Annotated in this window: 12 protein-coding genes and 3 pseudogenes; 7 read left to right on the top strand and 8 right to left on the bottom strand. The window is 66.6% G+C overall.

What is annotated here, in order from left to right; translation table 11 throughout:
* The first annotated feature begins 230 nt into the window (after positions 1-230).
* Together AB0N66_RS36100 and AB0N66_RS36095 are read left to right on the top strand one after the other, a co-directional pair.
* Complete coding sequence (locus AB0N66_RS36100) at positions 231-845, top strand: hypothetical protein (RefSeq protein ID WP_365443075.1); 615 nt, start codon at positions 231-233, stop codon at positions 843-845.
* Positions 846-1,294: 449 nt separating this feature from the next.
* Positions 1,295-2,482: a hypothetical protein gene (locus AB0N66_RS36095; RefSeq protein ID WP_365443073.1), complete on the top strand. Its 1,188-nt coding sequence runs from the start codon at positions 1,295-1,297 to the stop codon at positions 2,480-2,482.
* A 98-nt stretch (positions 2,483-2,580) separates the two neighbouring features.
* On the opposite strand, the gene AB0N66_RS36090 is transcribed toward AB0N66_RS36095, so the two are convergent.
* Positions 2,581-3,606, bottom strand: coding sequence for an XRE family transcriptional regulator (locus tag AB0N66_RS36090; protein ID WP_365443071.1), 1,026 nt, complete (start codon positions 3,604-3,606; stop codon positions 2,581-2,583).
* 216 nt (positions 3,607-3,822) lie between these two features.
* On the opposite strand from AB0N66_RS36090, the gene AB0N66_RS36085 reads away from it, so the two are divergent.
* The 3 genes from AB0N66_RS36085 to AB0N66_RS36075 are packed head-to-tail and all read left to right on the top strand — an operon-like array spanning position 3,823 to position 6,344.
* Positions 3,823-4,770 carry a CBASS cGAMP-activated phospholipase gene (locus AB0N66_RS36085; protein WP_365443069.1) on the top strand — a complete coding sequence of 316 codons (948 nt, stop codon included), beginning with the start codon at positions 3,823-3,825 and terminating at the stop codon, positions 4,768-4,770.
* 1 nt (position 4,771) lies between these two features.
* Positions 4,772-5,941 (top strand): cyclic GMP-AMP synthase DncV-like nucleotidyltransferase, encoded by a 1,170-nt coding sequence (locus tag AB0N66_RS36080; RefSeq protein ID WP_365443067.1) that lies wholly within the window; start codon positions 4,772-4,774, stop codon positions 5,939-5,941.
* Positions 5,913-6,344: a hypothetical protein gene (locus AB0N66_RS36075; RefSeq protein WP_365443065.1), complete on the top strand. Its 432-nt coding sequence runs from the start codon at positions 5,913-5,915 to the stop codon at positions 6,342-6,344. The genes AB0N66_RS36080 and AB0N66_RS36075 overlap by 29 nt, the downstream gene beginning before the upstream one ends.
* A gap of 171 nt (positions 6,345-6,515) precedes the next feature.
* On the opposite strand, the gene AB0N66_RS36070 is transcribed toward AB0N66_RS36075, so the two are convergent.
* The 7 genes and pseudogenes from AB0N66_RS36070 to AB0N66_RS36040 all read right to left on the bottom strand — a co-directional run bounded on the left by AB0N66_RS36070 (position 6,516) and on the right by AB0N66_RS36040 (position 13,314).
* Entirely contained in the window at positions 6,516-6,956 is a 441-nt protein-coding gene (locus AB0N66_RS36070; RefSeq protein WP_365443142.1) for a hypothetical protein, read from the bottom strand.
* Positions 6,957-7,238: 282 nt separating this feature from the next.
* Positions 7,239-7,682: pseudogene (locus AB0N66_RS36065) on the bottom strand (TniQ family protein); the annotation flags it as partial.
* A 2-nt stretch (positions 7,683-7,684) separates the two neighbouring features.
* Positions 7,685-8,224 (bottom strand): hypothetical protein, encoded by a 540-nt coding sequence (locus AB0N66_RS36060; protein WP_365443141.1) that lies wholly within the window; start codon positions 8,222-8,224, stop codon positions 7,685-7,687.
* Between the two features lie 267 nt (positions 8,225-8,491).
* Positions 8,492-8,914, bottom strand: a pseudogene (locus tag AB0N66_RS36055) (TniQ family protein); the annotation flags it as partial.
* Positions 8,911-10,197, bottom strand: coding sequence for an ATP-binding protein (locus AB0N66_RS36050; protein WP_365443063.1), 1,287 nt, complete (start codon positions 10,195-10,197; stop codon positions 8,911-8,913). The pseudogene AB0N66_RS36055 and the gene AB0N66_RS36050, both read right to left, overlap by 4 nt.
* A gap of 1 nt (position 10,198) precedes the next feature.
* Positions 10,199-12,499, bottom strand: coding sequence for a transposase (locus tag AB0N66_RS36045; RefSeq protein WP_365443061.1), 2,301 nt, complete (start codon positions 12,497-12,499; stop codon positions 10,199-10,201).
* Entirely contained in the window at positions 12,496-13,314 is an 819-nt protein-coding gene (locus tag AB0N66_RS36040) for a TnsA-like heteromeric transposase endonuclease subunit (protein WP_365443059.1), read from the bottom strand. The genes AB0N66_RS36045 and AB0N66_RS36040 overlap by 4 nt, the downstream gene beginning before the upstream one ends.
* A 257-nt stretch (positions 13,315-13,571) precedes the next feature.
* Here AB0N66_RS36040 and AB0N66_RS36035 point away from each other — a divergent pair, with 257 nt between their 5' ends.
* Positions 13,572-14,225, top strand: coding sequence for a class I SAM-dependent methyltransferase (locus tag AB0N66_RS36035; RefSeq protein WP_365443057.1), 654 nt, complete (start codon positions 13,572-13,574; stop codon positions 14,223-14,225).
* A gap of 73 nt (positions 14,226-14,298) precedes the next feature.
* Positions 14,299-15,178, top strand: a pseudogene (locus AB0N66_RS36030) (GNAT family N-acetyltransferase).
* The last annotated feature ends 23 nt before the right edge of the window (positions 15,179-15,201 follow it).

The raw sequence follows: 15,201 nt of genomic DNA, 5'->3' as shown, positions 1-15,201 counted from the left end.
GACCCTAGCCGCCTGCGGCAACCCGCCACCTGGATTCAGCAGAAGACCCCCTGATCGTGCGCCTGACGTGCAAGGCAACCAGGATCCTTTGTGCAGCACTCATGGCTTCAAGAATTTTCCGAGGTCGCACCGCCCGGTACGTACGCGCATGGCATACCGCCCCGTTTGACTGATGGCCCGGCATCGCCAGCGCGTTCCCGTAGGGACGACGCGCGGTTACCGTGCTGCACATGGCCATCGGCCCGACGCCGCACAACCTCACGGCGCTCCTGCTCTTTATCGACACCCACATCATCGACGCCACGGACCATGCGACCGTGTACTTGAGGCGTCTCCGTGACGAGGTGTGGATCAATCTTCAGCGGACCGACGCCATGGACACAGAACTCGCCGACGCGCCCGCAGAGAAGTGGGCACGGCTCACTGAGGCCAGCGCCAGCTACCCGGAAGCACTCGGGCCCATCGTCTGGGGTCAATCCCGCTGGGACTCCTCCGTCTTCGGCAGCAAGGAAGACCACGCTCGGCTGGATAGCGTGTTCGCCATCCTGTTCCCGAACGCGGACCGGGCAACTGCTCGGGACAACCACATCCGTGACGCCATGCACGTACCCACAGCCATACGGTACGGAGGGTTCGGGTTCATCACACGCGAGAGGCGCCTCCTAAACAAGGCAGTCCTGATCGCCGAACGCTTCCACGGCTTCCGGATGTGGTCGCCGGAGGACGCACTTGCCGAGGCAGCCGCCCGAATCCGGGGTGTGCGAGAACTACACCGCCGCGAGCCCTACCGCGGCACCCTGCCGACGTGGCCGACGGAGCGTGACCTCCCAGAAGAGCCGGAATAGTCGGGCCTCGCTACCGCTATCAGCCCCACTGCTGCCATCCCGCTGCCCCACGATGTTTTCGAGGATCCTCGGGACCGCCGCTGGAGCCCGAACGCAGCCCGAACTTCCTCCTCACGAATACTTGAGAGGCCCTTCGGTAGCCTCACTCCTTATGACTGGCGATATTCGCGAGCAACTTGCTGCGTACGAACGGGCAGTGCGGCTCGCTGGGGAGACGGACCGGGGGATGTCCGCCGATGAGCGGTGGGCGCGCGGTGTGGCGGCACCTCAGCTGGCCGCGCACGCGCCGAGCAACCGCCACGAACCTGCGTGTACTGGGTGCGATGGGGCTCCGTGGCCTTGTGACACAGTTCGAGGCGCCATGGTCATGGCCAATCCTCACTACAACTGAACCCGTCCGAGCCGTAATTGGCCGTGAGCTCGGGGACCCCATCGCTAGGGTCGTGTCCATGAGCCCTTACGACGTGGACTACTCCTGGCTGCCGGACCACCAGCTCCACGTGGCCGCGACGCTGGCCCACGTGGATCACACGATCGATCGGGCTCTGCGGCTGACTCATGATTACACCGAGCGAGGGCCGATCACGTTCGCCGAGGTGGTCACGGGCAACCGGGTGGAAGTTGTGGTCAAGGCACTTGCGCCTCTCCCGGAAGCGGTACCCCGACTCGTGGCTGACGCTCTCACCCAGTTGCGGGCTGCGTTGGAGCACACCCTGTACGCGGAGGTCGAGGCCAATCTCGGACGCCCTTTGACGGACGAGGAGGCGCGGGGTGTCGAGATGCCCGCCACCACGGACGCCGGGACGCTCGCCAAGTGGTTCCGAGACAGCCGGCGGCGCCGGCTTCCGCCGCTTCATGTCGGCACACCCCTCGCGCAGCGCATCGAGCGGCTGCAGCCGTTCCAGCGCCGGGACTCGGACGAGCATCCGCTGCGACTCCTAGCCGTCCACACCAACCTAGCCAAGCACCGTACCCCCGCTGTCGCGGCGACACGGCTCGGGGCCGTGTACCCGGATAATCCGCGCAGCGACCTAACGGTTACGCTTCCCCTCAAACCGCGACCCCAGCCGGGCGACGGCCTACCCCTACGTGAAGGCGATGTACTCGCCGGCGCCCCGCGTGGTGCCCGCATTCCCTTCTCCGTGGTGCCGACCGTTTCGCTGCAGCGACCTCACAGCGGGGTGTGGGTCATCGCCGCCCATGAGCTGGAGCTTCTTGAGCACTGGGTGCGCACCATAGCCATCCCCATTCTTGTCAGCGGAAGCTACGAGGTGAGCCCGCTGCCGCCGCAGCTCGACATCGCGGTCGGGCGCGCAGACCTACGCGCTGAACTAACAACGGCGGGCCGCGCACCCGCTGTTGTGCGTGCCCGGGACAGGATCTCGGCTGTCGTTGCCCGTGCCGGTCTCGTCGAGGTCCTCGCTCCATCCCCTGAAGGGCCTGAGGCGGAAACGGTCCGGATCTGGCTCGACTCACTGGACGACAAGGCGGTTGTGGAGCGAGCCGTTCATCTTGGAGTTGTTCGCGACCAACCGCATGAGCTGGTCAAGGTGTACCGCGAGCTGATCGCCGAAGCCCTCAGCTACAAGGAGCGGGCCCCGGAGACCTCGCGCACGGACGGCGGCGAGGCGCAGTAACCGGCTGCACGCCAGCCCGCGAAGTTGCGACGCCCCCTTACGTGGAGACGGCGTGGTGCGGCTGCGTACGGACATCTTGCGCGTACGAGCCAGTGCGGTCATGCCGCTGACGCGGTCTGGAGGCTTTCCACGATCTGGGACGGCAGGATGGCTCGCGCCGGGGCGCTGTCGACAGAGGCAAGGTAAGCGAGGAGCCTTGTCGGCTGCTCCGGCCGACCAAGAGGGACCGGTTCAACGCGGCGCCATCCCCGGGCAGACGCCGCCTTGATGGCGGTTAGATAGGTGTTCTCATTCATGCGCCCCAGGGTCCGGGCACGCATGAGCAGAGCGGCCAGGGACACCTGCCACTGCCGTTTGAGCGCGAAGAGGGCTGGCCAGTCGACAGTGGTCGGCAATTGGTCGTGGATGTCTTCCGCGGGCATAAGGAAGGCCGCCGCGAACTGGTGGGCCTGGGTCTCGACCTCCTTTACGCCCCAGATCTGCTCGCCGTGCAGCACTAGATGGGCGAGTTCGTGTGCGCTGTCGAAGCGGGACCGGGCTCGGTCGTCCTTGTCGGTACCCAGGACGACAACGGGATGATCAGGAAAAGGCAGGGAGAAGGCGTCGACATCCGTGTTGTCGAGGGGGAGACGGATCACCGCGACACCACGCGCCTCAAGAAGTCCAACGACGTCGGAGACCGGTCCGGAAGGCAGTCCCCACATCTTCCGTACCTGAGCCGCAACCTCTTCGACCTCCGCCCGTTCCGCCTGCAGTCCGCTCACGGGGAGCATCGGCACGTCGCCGGCACAGAACCGCTGCGCAGATGAGGCATGGACGGCCAGGTCGTGAGCCACGTGAGCGATGGCCCGCGCACGGCGGCGGTCGGACACCGAGGTCCGGCGCAGCGACCGGAAGAAGCCCTCATGGCTTTCGACCATCGCTTTGTGGAAGAACTCCTGAGGCACCCCAAGTACCGAGGCCAGGACACTGCTCGTCTCCGGGCTGGGTCGTGCCGCGCCGCTCTCAAACTGGCTGATCGCGGCAGGAGTGAGCCCGCTCGCGCGGGCGAGCTGTGTCTGGCTCCAACCTGCCAGTTCGCGGGCGGTCCGCAGCCGAGAGCGCTCGAACGCCTGCGTGCTCATCTTTCCCCTTGCCTGGCCTGCCGGACTTTGATCTCCACATCTTGGCGGAACACAGAAACCACGCACGCTCCAGGGTGCGTGGCCAACACAAACCTTACGACTTCCGCGTGGAAACGCGTACGGAAACGCATGCTGTGATAATAAGTACTCTCGATAGTGGAGATCCGGCTGCGACAGGCGGAGCTTCCTCGAACCCATGGCGCGGGGGCGGTTGAAGTGACGGAGCGTTTCCAGATTCTGGCCCTCGACGGCGGCGGCTTCCGTGGCATGTTCTCCGCCGCGGTCCTGGCCCGCCTCGAAGAGGATCTCGGTGTCCGCATCGCCGACCACTTCGACCTGATCGCCGGCACCTCGACAGGCGGAATCATCGCGCTGGGCCTCGGACTCGGGCTGTCCCCGCAGCAGATCCTGGAGTTCTACACCGAGCATGGGCCGCGCATCTTCCGGGACCGTAGCCGCCTGCGGGGCCTGAAGCACCTGATGCGCGCGAAGTACAGCGCGGAGCCGCTGCGCGCGGCCCTCACCGAAGTCTTCGGCGAACGGACCTTCGGAGAGAGCACCAAACGTCTGGTCATCACCTCCTACAACGTCGCCGCCGACGACGTCTACCTCTTCCGGACCCCGCATCTGCCTGGCCTCAAGCGCGACTGGCGCGAGAAGGCCGTCAACGTCGCGTTGGCCACCTCTGCCGCGCCGACCTACCTGCCCGGGATGCCTCTGGACGGAGCACGGCTCGTCGATGGCGGCGTCTGGGCGAACAACCCGGCCATGGTCGCGCTGACCGAGGCCGTGGGCCCCCTGTCTGTGCCCCTCGACACGATCCGGGTGTTCAGCCTCGGGACCACGACCGATGTCCGCCACCGCCACCGCCGTCTCGACCGTGGCGGTCTGCTGCCCTGGGCCCGCGACGCGGTCGAGGTCCTCATGCGGGCGCAGAGCGAGAGCGCAACGAAGCAGGTACGCCACTTCGTCGGCAAAGACGACGTACTCCGTCTCAACCCGACGGTTCCCACCGGCGCCCTCCGTCTGGACGACGTGGACATCACAACCCTCTCGGGATGGGCGGGGCATGTCAGCCGCGACGTCTCCCCGGCCGTCCACCGCACTTTCTGCGATCACCTCGCTCCGGCTTTCGTCCCCCTCCACTCCGCTCGTAAGGAATGACGTGAACGCGTACCACCAGACGCAGGACAACACCGACTCCGCCGAACAGATGCTTTCCATGCTGCTCGACGGCGCCGTGGAAGTCCTCGACATCGCGCCCGACCTCCACGACACCGCCATCGAGCGGTACGGAGAAGTCGGAACCTGGCTCGCCGAGAACGGCAGCCCCGGATGGGAGATCCACTCCCAGGGCTCCTTCCTCCTCGGCACCGTAGTCCGCCCCAACACCGAGACCGGCGAGTACGACATCGACCTCGTCTGCCGACTACCGCTACAAAAAGACAGCACGACCAAGGAAGGGCTCAAGCAGCGAGTGGGCAACCAACTCGACGCCTACTGGCGCTGGAAGCAGCGCCAAGGCCACGCCGACGGCCCCGACAGCCTCAAAGACCGCCGCCGCTGCTGGACCCTTAGCTACCCGGGCTTCCACCTCGACGTCCTGCCCGCCATCCCCGACGAGGAACACCCACCCACTGGCATCCTTCTGACGGACAAGAAGCTCCATGAGTGGCAGCACAGCAACCCCCTCGGCTACGCGAAATGGTTCCGCGCCCGCTCGGAACTCTCCCGTGCCCTCCTCGAAAAGCGGCTCGTCGCCAGCGTCGCGAAGGTCCCCGAACACCACATCCGCAGCACCCTGCAGCGACTCGTACAGATCCTCAAGTGGCACTGCATGCGCTTCTTCGCCGAGGACATCGACAACCGACCGCCGTCCATCCTCCTGACCACGCTCGCCGGCCGCGCCTACCGTGGCGAGGACGACCTGTTCACCGCCGTACGCAACGTGCTCGCCGCGATGCCTCAATTCATCGAGGAGCGCGACGGTCAATGGTGGGTTCCCAACCCTGCTCACAAAGAGGAAAACTTCACCGACAAGTGGAACGAATACCCTGAGCGGCGCCACGCCTTCCTCACCTGGTTCGGCGAGATCACCACGATCATGGACAACCTGGCACTGACGGAGTCCAAGGGCCTGGACGTGGTCTACTCCCAGCTGATCAAGTCCTTCGAGGCTGGCCCCGTGATGCGCTCCTTCGCAGGCTACGGCGCCCGCATGAAAGCACCCACCGGCCAGCGGATGAGCGCCACCGGGCTGCTCTCCGCGACCGCCACAGGCCCCCGCAGGAAGCCGAACACCAACTATGGCCAGCATCCCGGCGCGCGCGGTTAACCTCGGCCGCCAGCTGGCCGCGATCAAGGTCGCCGTCCCCGACACCCGAGGGACCGTGCGGGGCGGTGAACTTCTCTGCACGCTCCCCCTTCAGCCGACCCCCATGAGCAGGAACTACATAGTCCGGATCGCCTACCGCCATCGGCGCAGGCCACGAGTCACCGTCACCGACCCACCCCTGGCCCTGCATCCGGACGCCACCTCCCTACCGCACGTCTACCCCGACGGCGACCTATGTCTGCATTTGCCCGGGGAGTGGAAGGACCACATGTTCCTCGCGGACACGATCTTGCCGTGGACCTCAGCATGGCTCCTGCACTACGAACTCTGGCTGGCCCTTGGCTACTGGACCGGCACCGGCGACCAACACCCCGTACCGTCACCCGCGAACCGGAGCCGATGACAGATTCGCGACCGTGATCTCTCTGTCCGCCCAGGCGGAAATGCGTGCGATGTGGCTCTGCCACTCCCGAATCCCACGACCGGCTCCCGGTCATGGCAGGGGACGGTCAAGTCATCCACCTGGGAAAGCCGCAGCCGATGAACCCAGCGTGGTGCGTCACGAGTTGAGCGATCATGCTGCGCCCTTTCTGCCCATCGGAAGATCCATGACCGCTTGCCTCAGCGAGACCGAGATCCAAGACGGGCGGCGAAGCCAGGTGCTCAGTGCGAGGTCCACCTCCCTCAGCCGTTGAACGAGCGGCGCCAACCGACTCCGGGCGTCTCCCGGATCGTGTGCGTCGAGCAGGTTCGTCGCGATGTCGAGTGCCGCGCCGGTGGCGAGGCACTCTGTCGGCGGCACGGTGTAAGGCTTGGAGGTCTTCTTCTTGCCCGGGGTGTTGAGCAGCGGCTCGGCCTGCGCGGCGCGGGAGGCGTACTCCGCATCGAGGGCGTCGGCCAGGCAGGGCGTGCTGGCGTACTCGCGGGCGACGGGCCAGGACCGAAAGATCATGGCGACCGTGGCGCGCAGGTCGGCGAAGTAGTGGAGGCCGGAGACCGGCGCGCCGGCGCTCATCGCGGTCTCGGGTCCGCTCGCGACAAGCAAGTTAATGAGCTGTCGCTGGACTTGTAGAAGCACGGGCATCGTGACCGCGTCGGGTGTTACGGGAAACAGATCAGGCCGGGTCAGATCGGCTGCGCAGACTGCTTCGGGCTGCTGTAGTGGTACTGGACGCGCAGTGAAGCGGCACTGCCATGGGTGGAGTGTGTCATCGGTCAGCCGCGCGATGGCGTCTGCCGCGGGGGCGAACTGGGCGGGTGCTTTGCAGCCAGGACACTGGTGCTGGAGGAGGCGTTGGTGCCTGGGGCAGAGGAATGTCACGGGGAGACGCCAAAGCCGCCTCCATGCGCCACCGTGGAGATCCTGGATGGCGGTACCGTCCCCAGCGAGGCAGTGCGGGCAGTAGCGCGTGGAGCGGGTCAGAACCCACGGGTTGTCGTAGATCATCCGCGCTGGGGTACGGCGTGGGGTGAGCGCGGGGTTCAGCGGCCCGTAGCGGTCTCCGAGTGGGGCTAGGAGCATGCCGCTGACTTCGGCAGGCGTCAGCTGTGTGGCGAGAGCGAAACCCGTGAGGTATTCGTCGTCCAAGTGGTACAGGAAGCTCAGAGGCAGTCGAGAGGGCAAGCCGGTACGGATGGCGATCTCTCCGGGTGTCGTACCTAGCCTGTGGGAGAGCCGGAGTACGAATCCAGTGAGGGTCTCGTCGGGCAACGGGTCGAGGCTGCGTGGCAGGGGGCGCATGATCAGCCGTTTCGCGGACCGCGAATGTAGATCTCGGCGTTCGAACTGTCCGTTGCCTCCTTCGCCACTCCGAGAACTTCCTGCAACGCGGATGAAGTGCCGGGAAGGCGGGCGAGTTTCTGGAAGGTGTCCCGGTGCAGCGTCAGGGCGCTGCCGTAGGCCGGGCCTACGGCCCTTCGAGTCCACTGTTTCTCTCGGCCATCAAGCATGCGTTCGGCGATCCCCAGTACCGCACCCATGGTCAGGGGGGATTCCATAGGTGCGAGCAGCGAGTTGATCCCGTACGGTCTTTTCGATGCGCCTGATGTGCGGCGTCGGCTGTCGCGCAGTCGCTGGTCTGCTTCTCGCCCGATTGCCTGGGCCAGGGTGGGTGTCGCCGCGAAGCCGCTCGCCTCCGGCCAGGAAGCCAGGACCAGGGTGGCCACGACGCGCAGGTCGATGAAGTACTGGGCGACCGGTACGAGTTGGCCGCAGCTGTTGACCTTCTGTGGCCCGTCGGCTGACAACAGCGCATCGAGGCGTTGCTGGAGGGCCAGCAGCACACCGACGGAGTCTGCGTCTCCCGGCAGGCGAGTAGGGCGGATACGCGCGAGGTCGGTCCCGCAGACCGAGCGTCGCCCCCGACCCGTGTGCAGGGCGGGAGACACGGCTCGGCACTGGGCTGGATGAAGATCTTCCGTGCCTGGGCGAGCGATCAGGCCGGTGGGGGCGAACTGGCCGGGGGTTCGGCACTTGGGACAGGTACGGCTCAGGAGTTGCTGATGCCGCGAACACGCGAAGACCACCGGCAGCCGCCAGGCCCGTTTCCAGGCACCTCCGTACAGGCGTCCCAGCGAGTCGTCATCACCCGCGAGGCACGGCGGGCAGTACTGAGAGGTCCGGATGAAGACCCAGCGGTTGGGGCGGGCCAGCTGCTGTGGGCTCGTCCACGGCCGGTATCGGCGGCTCACGAGGCCGTATTTATGTCCCATAGGGGCCAGCAGCAGCTTGCTGGCCTCCGCCACAGTCAGGTGTGTCGCGCGTGCCGTCCGGACAAGACGTGGCTTGTCCATGTCCGCAAGCAGCCAGGGCGAAACGACGCCGGGAGCGTTGCCTGCCTCGTCCATCAGCCCCATACGAGCGGCGATTTGAGCAGGGTTCGTGCCGTTATGACAAGCGAGGCGGAGGAGAAAGCCGACGATGGTCTCGTCGTCGAGCGGGTCAAGACTGCGCGACAGCGCGCGGCTAGTCATGCTTCAGCCGCCGGAGGTGTGCCTCGGTCGTCGTAGACGCTGTTGCGGCCCTTCCTGGGCTTCGGGCCCGGTTTCCGCTTCGGAGAAGTGTCGATGTCGGGGATCTCGCCGGCTTCGGCGTCCCGCCCGTCGTCCTTGCCGGGGACGTTGCCCAGGTTGATGGTGATCTCGTCGAGGAGGTCGATAGTCAGGTCCTCCAGGCCGCTTTGGATGGCCTTGGTCAGTCCGTCCTCGATCAGGCGCCGCAGGAGGCCGACGATGCCGTGGGTGCGGCGGTAGAGGTACTCGGGCATCCGACCTTCGGACAGCGTGCCGGGGCCGGCGTTGAAGAGCCGGATCTGGTTCTCGATGCCTTCGAGGTGGGCGACGAAAGCCGCGATGCCCGCGTCGTTGCTGTAGTCGAAGGGGTCGAGCGTGACGAGGTCGAAGCGTCGCTCGGTCTGGGTGGAGGCGTCGGGGTTGTAGCTCTTGCCCTTCTTCAGCGGTGCGTAGATCCACTGGTTGGTGCGGGGGTCGTGCCAGCCCTCCCTGAGCAGGCCGGAGCGGGGAATGTTCACGCCGATGAGGACGAGCGTGACGTCCAAGTCCATCAGGCCGCGGATCAGGTCGAGGGTGTCCTGGTCGTCCTCCCGGTGCATCTTCAGGCGGGTGATGTCGTCGATGATCAGGACGGTGGTGGCGTGCGCCTTGATCGATTCGCGGGCGTTGCGGATCATGCCGCGCAGGTTCTTGCCGTAGGGGGCGCCGTAGTAGTCGAGAATTGCCTCGCACAGGCCGATCGGGGTGGCCTTCACCGGGGTCTGGCAGTAGGCGACCGGCGCGATCAGGTCCCGGGTGCCGGGCATTGGATCGAAGTAGCACTCGGGGTACTGCTCGAACAGGTCACGCCAGGTGTCCTCGAACTCGGCGGCGGTCCGGCAAGCGGTCTCCGTCTTGCCCTGGTACCCACCGCCGTTGATCATCAGCCCGTCCAGGGTGCTCGGGCCGATACGCATCGCGTTGTTCTGGATCCGCGAACGCATCAGCATGGTGACCAGCTCACTCATCGGGGTGTCCAGCATCTGCATGTTGACGTGTGTGGCCGCGCGGCGCAGGTCATACAAGGACTTCTTGCGCGCGCTCATTAGCCCGTACTCGGCCAAGGAGATCTTCCTGACCGGCACAAACAGATCCCGTGTCCGGCGGAACTCCTGCCAGCCCTCATGCCGGGTCCGGTCCGGCCTCGGGCCGAAGCGCAGGAATGGCACGGGCGCGTTCGGCGATTCCGGGTGCAGGTTGCTCATCTCACGTCTCCTCCGTCGGCTGCGGGTCCGGTTCGTCGGATCCGTCATCGTCGTCGGCGATGACGAAGAGGTTGCGGCCACGGCGGCTCGATCCCAGCGGGGTGGGTGCCAACGGCTGCTGCGCTGGCTTGGCCGTCTCACGCCGTCGTCGCCGGTGCGCGTCCAGGCCCTCGGTGGCCTCCCGGGCCCGTTCCCGCCACGGCGGCTCCACATCCGGTGCGCCGACGGCAGCCAGGCGCGGTGCCTTGTTCGGCTTCGGCGGCTGTTGCGGTCGGTCCGCAGCTGCCGCCTGGGCCTGGGTGATCTCCCGCGCGTGTTGCGTCCGCTGGGATTTGGTCAGCTGGGACGGCCACTTCGCGACCGGATCAACGGCCCCCAGCATCTCCAGGAGTTTGGGGACGAGCTCGCTGTCAGAGCGTGGCTTGAGGCCTGCTTCCCGTACGCGGGTGAGGAGTTCCTCGACCCGGGCGTCACCGAAGGCCGGCATCTCGCCCTCCGGCGGCAGGCCCGTCCAGCGCAGTTCGTGCCATTCATGGGTGTCGGGATCCTGGAAGTACACCACCCGCCGGTCGCGGGGTTCGCGGTGGATGATCCAGTGCTGCTTGTAGCGGCCCCCGCGCGCGGAGTTCATGTCGGGCTGGTGCAGTAACGCGGCGTCGTACCAGAGCCCCTTGACCTTCACGCCCCGCCGGTGGATCCGCTTCACGTGGTGCTCGGGCAGGAAGCGGTAGTACGTCTCCGGGGAGGGAATGTCCAGGTCGAAGCCCTCCTGGGCGAAGGAGGCGGCGAACAGGGTGTTGGGGCTGTGGTCACCACCGGGATCCCAGCTGGGCGCGAACTCGCCGAGCCTGCGGTTCTGCCAGACCTTCACGACCCAGGTCGCGATGAAGTGTTCCATCTCGGCCAGGGTCAGCACCGCGTCGCCCTCCGGGTCCGCGCCGCGATCGGAGACGTCAACCCCCGTGTAACCGGCCAGCTTCTCGAACACCAGCGAGCGGATACTGCCGAAGACGCGCTCCACCGCGCTCTTGTCCTGCGGGCGCAGCACGCGCGCCGGAAGAATCCGGCAGCCCATCGCCTCTTGGACATCCACCAGATGGTGATTGCGGTAGACGGAACCGTGGTCGGAGGTGACGGTCTCGGGGGTGAAGAACGGCAGCCCGGCCACCTCGTACCCGGCGAACTCGGAGATCATGGTGGCTGGCAGCCCCGGATAGGGCCACTCCATGTCCTCGCCCCACTCCTCCCGCATGGGCAACGGCAGCATGACGTCGCGCAGCACCATCGCGACGTCCACCGAGGAGTCCGACACCAGCGTGAGTCGGAACGCGCAGATGGAGTGGGTGTAGACGTCCAGCGCCAAAGTGAGGTGGACGGTGATCGCGTCACCGAAAACGTTCTCGCGGACCATCACCGGCAGGATCGTCGTGTCCAGCGCGACGACCTGGCCGGGGCGGGTCACGAGAACATGCCCGTTCTTGGTGGGCAGTTCGGCCGAGCGCTCGTACTTCTGTCGGGCGCCGCCCGGCCCGAACCACTCCTTCCACACCCGCAGCAGCGTGTGGTAGCTGGGGACCTCGATTTTCTCGCTCTCGTCCCCGTCCTCGTCTTCGTTCTCGAAGGTCTCCCGCACATAGCGACGGATCATGATCTCGCGGGTGCGTGCGCTCACCCGGGAGCGGTGGTGCTGCGTCTCCGCCCTAACCGCGAAGATCGCCTCGCGAACCTCCTCGCTGACGCTCGGGTGTCCCCCGCTCGCCCGCAGCCACCGGTGATCGGCGCAGCCCACGATCCCGTACTTCCTGCGCCTGCGCTCCCAGCGCTCCAGCGTGCGCACCCCGACGTGCGCGACGCCCAGAAGCAACTTGGCCTCTTCAGGCCTCAGCGTCGACAACTCAGCGGCCTTCGCCGCCCGCCGCTCAGTCAGCGTCGTACGGTCCGGGTCATACTCGGAGTGCGGCTCCCCCGGCACGGGACGGAACGGATCACCACTGCGGAAACCGCAGTTGACCTCCATCAGATGCGCGAAACGCTGTTCGATCAGGGGCCGCTTCTCCGGCTTCACATCACTCCACGAAGCCAGCTGCCGCCCACGGTTGGCGCCCTCCGCCGCTGTACGCGACGACGGACGACAACGCGGGTGGTTGACCAGGAAGCGGAAGCTCGCCCGCTGGCGCTCGCCGCCCGCACGCACCAGGTGGACCCGCCCCAGATGCGGCTCCTGCCGTTCGACCAGCCACTCCACCTCGTCGAGCACCACGCCCGCGCCGGGCGAGAGATCCAGTGCCGCCGCCCCCATCATGAGACGCCTCCCGCCAGCACCACCCGCGAACTGTCCGTCAACGCCTGAGCAAGGTCGATCCCGAGCATGCGATGCCACAACAGGTGCAGCAACTGGGCCCGTGCCACCGGCCAGTACGTCTGCGCGGCCGCCAACTCTCCGAATGTGATGCCCTCTTCGGCATGAGCAAGTAGTTCGGCCTGAATGCCGAGCACGTCGCGTGTCGGACGGCGTTTCCCGTACAACGCGCCGAGCGTGGACCGCACATGCGGACGCCATTCGGCCGCGACCGCGTAGTGCCACCCGCAGACCAACGCCACTTCCTCTGCGGCCGCGAACGACTCCAGGTCCTCGGGCTCGATCAGGTCTCGGGGCCGCACGTCGATCAGCCAGGTCCCCACCCGTGTGACCGCGAAGAAGTCCGGGGTGTGGTTGCGCCACTTCTCCGCCGTACGGAACCGGATACGCAACGGCTGCGACAGCACTTCCAACAGATCACCGGCAAAGTCCAGGGCTACCAGCAGCTGATCCTCTTCGAGGCTCTCAAACCCATGCAGGCGCCCCGTTGACACCAGGGACTCCAGACCGGGCCTGTGCCACTGCTCCCGCCGCCAGGTGAACCCCCGCATCGGCCCACGGCTCGCCACCGGCACCTGCCCCAGGTGCCGGACGGAACCCGCAACCTCGTCCCCGGCGTACTTCCACGTCGCCGTCCACCGGTCTGGCCAGCCATCGGACAGGTCCAGGCCGCCCCGCCCCGCGTCCAGCGAGACAGGGACCAGCAGATCCGTCCACGTACAGCTGTGGGACCACAAGGAGCCCCGGGTATCGCTCATGGTCCCAGGTAAGCCGCACACATCCCACCGGATGAGCGATCTTCGAGGTTGGCGACAACTTGCCTGCAAAAAGCACGGAACACGTCAACAACGATGCAAATTCGGCGACAGATATCGTGCTCAGTGCTTCGAGAAAGGCCAGGTCGGGATAGGAGGTTAACGACAACTATCGTGCTCAGGCTCATTTGCTATCTGACCGCCCGCGCCGGGTGGTGCCCATCGTCAGGCTGTCGGTGTCCTCCTCTACAGTCGCCCGGGTGACTGAGCCCTCCTACCTTGCCGCGGTCCAGGAGTCGTACGACGCCGTCGCCGCCGACTATGCGGAACTCGTCAAGTCCCCTGCAGAGCTGGATCCGTTGTCACGGGCGATGCTGGCCGCTTTCGCCGAAGTAGTGCGGGTGGCCGACCGTGGGCCGGTCGCAGACCTTGGATGCGGGCCAGGCAAGGTCACAGCACATCTGGCAGCCCTGGGAGTGTCCGCGTTCGGCGTTGATCTGTCTCCGAAGATGATCGAGCTGGCTCGGCGGGCCCATCCGGGTCTGGACTTCGAGGTGGGTTCGATGACCTCGCTGGCAATCCAGGACAACGAGCTCGGCGGCATTCTGGCCTACTACTCCACCCACCACACACCGCCGGAGTCGTTGCCCCGCGTGTTCGCCGAATTCCATCGCGCGCTCACGCCCGGGGGCCATCTGATGGTGGCCGGGTGGGTGGGTGACAACGTGCGTCTACGTCCGACACAGGCGTACGGCGGCCATCCGGTGTCCTACGAGTCCCACCTGCTCCCCGCGGACCGGATCGTCGCGCTACTGGGTCAAGCTGGGCTCGTGGTCACCGCGCGCCTGTTGGAGGAGCCTGCCGAAGGAGCGAAGAGGGCGATTGCCACCTTCCTTGCGCGGAAGCCCGAATGACCCTGCGGAAGCCTGCTTCCTCGCCCTGGCGGAAAACAGCAGGGCAGACCTACAGCACGGGGAATCATGAAGCATGCGACCGGATGACTGGTACCTCACCGAAGACGTCGACGACTTTCTCATCCGAGCCGGAGACTTCCTGCGATCCCGGCCCGGCCCGCACGTCATGCAGCTGACCTGGGTCGAGAGAGTGCGAGCGCGTGGGGCGGAGGCGTTCGGCACTGAGGCTCCTGTCTTCGGCGTGCTGGAGCGAGCGGGCGAGGTCCACGCCACCTTCCCGCCTCCCGCCCCATGGTTTCGGCCTCTCCCCGCTCACGCCCGAGCAGGCCGACTCCCTCGCCGGCCGCCTGGCCACCCTCGGGTACTCCCTTTCCCGCGTCAGCGCGGACCACGGCACGGCCACCACTTTCGCCGAGGCCTGGCAGCGGCACACCGGGGCCACGTCGAAAATCCGCGACACGCGACTGCGTCTGTATCGCCTCGGCACGCTCACGCCACCGGAGCCGCTGCCGGCGGGCCGTGGCCGCGTCCTGGGCGAGCAGGACCTTGAGCAAGTCATGTTCTGGTGCGGCGAGTTCGCCAAGGCCGTCGGGGAAGACGTCTCCATCGACGCCGGCACGTGGGCCGACACCCGCTTCGCCGACAAGCGCTACACACTTTGGGAGACCCCGGACGGCACTCCTGTCTCTTTCGCGGGCATGAACTCGATGATCGGTGGCCAGATCCAGGTGGACATCGTCTACACCCCCGCCCACCTGCGCGGGCACGGCTACGCGGGCGCCGTGACCGCAGAGGTGAGCAAGGCCGCGCTGGCCGCGGGCGCGAGGGACGTCATCCTGTTCGCGGATCTGTCCAACCCCACCAGCAACGCCCTCTACCAGCACCTCGGCTATCGCACACTCACTGACTGGGCTGTGTACGACTTCTTGTGCACCGCGCCGGAAGCCAGTTGAGGACTACGACGGAGGACACCGGA

Origin of the sequence: Streptomyces sp. NPDC093544, from assembly GCF_040683495.1 — a bacterium.
Classification (GTDB): Bacteria; Actinomycetota; Actinomycetes; order Streptomycetales; family Streptomycetaceae; genus Streptomyces.
This window is presented reverse-complemented; position numbering and strand designations above follow the sequence as displayed.

Bases quoted from the DNA above. Each gene is read 5' to 3' on its own strand.
- AB0N66_RS36100 (WP_365443075.1), top strand. From the start codon at position 231: ATGGCCATCGGCCCGACGCCGCACAACCTCACGGCGCTCCTGCTCTTT.
- AB0N66_RS36095 (WP_365443073.1), top strand. From the start codon at position 1,295: ATGAGCCCTTACGACGTGGACTACTCCTGGCTGCCGGACCACCAGCTC.
- AB0N66_RS36090 (WP_365443071.1), bottom strand. From the start codon at position 3,606: ATGAGCACGCAGGCGTTCGAGCGCTCTCGGCTGCGGACCGCCCGCGAA.
- AB0N66_RS36075 (WP_365443065.1), top strand. From the start codon at position 5,913: ATGGCCAGCATCCCGGCGCGCGCGGTTAACCTCGGCCGCCAGCTGGCC.
- AB0N66_RS36070 (WP_365443142.1), bottom strand. From the start codon at position 6,956: ATGAGCGCCGGCGCGCCGGTCTCCGGCCTCCACTACTTCGCCGACCTG.
- AB0N66_RS36050 (WP_365443063.1), bottom strand. From the start codon at position 10,197: ATGAGCAACCTGCACCCGGAATCGCCGAACGCGCCCGTGCCATTCCTG.
- AB0N66_RS36045 (WP_365443061.1), bottom strand. From the start codon at position 12,499: ATGATGGGGGCGGCGGCACTGGATCTCTCGCCCGGCGCGGGCGTGGTG.
- AB0N66_RS36040 (WP_365443059.1), bottom strand. From the start codon at position 13,314: ATGAGCGATACCCGGGGCTCCTTGTGGTCCCACAGCTGTACGTGGACG.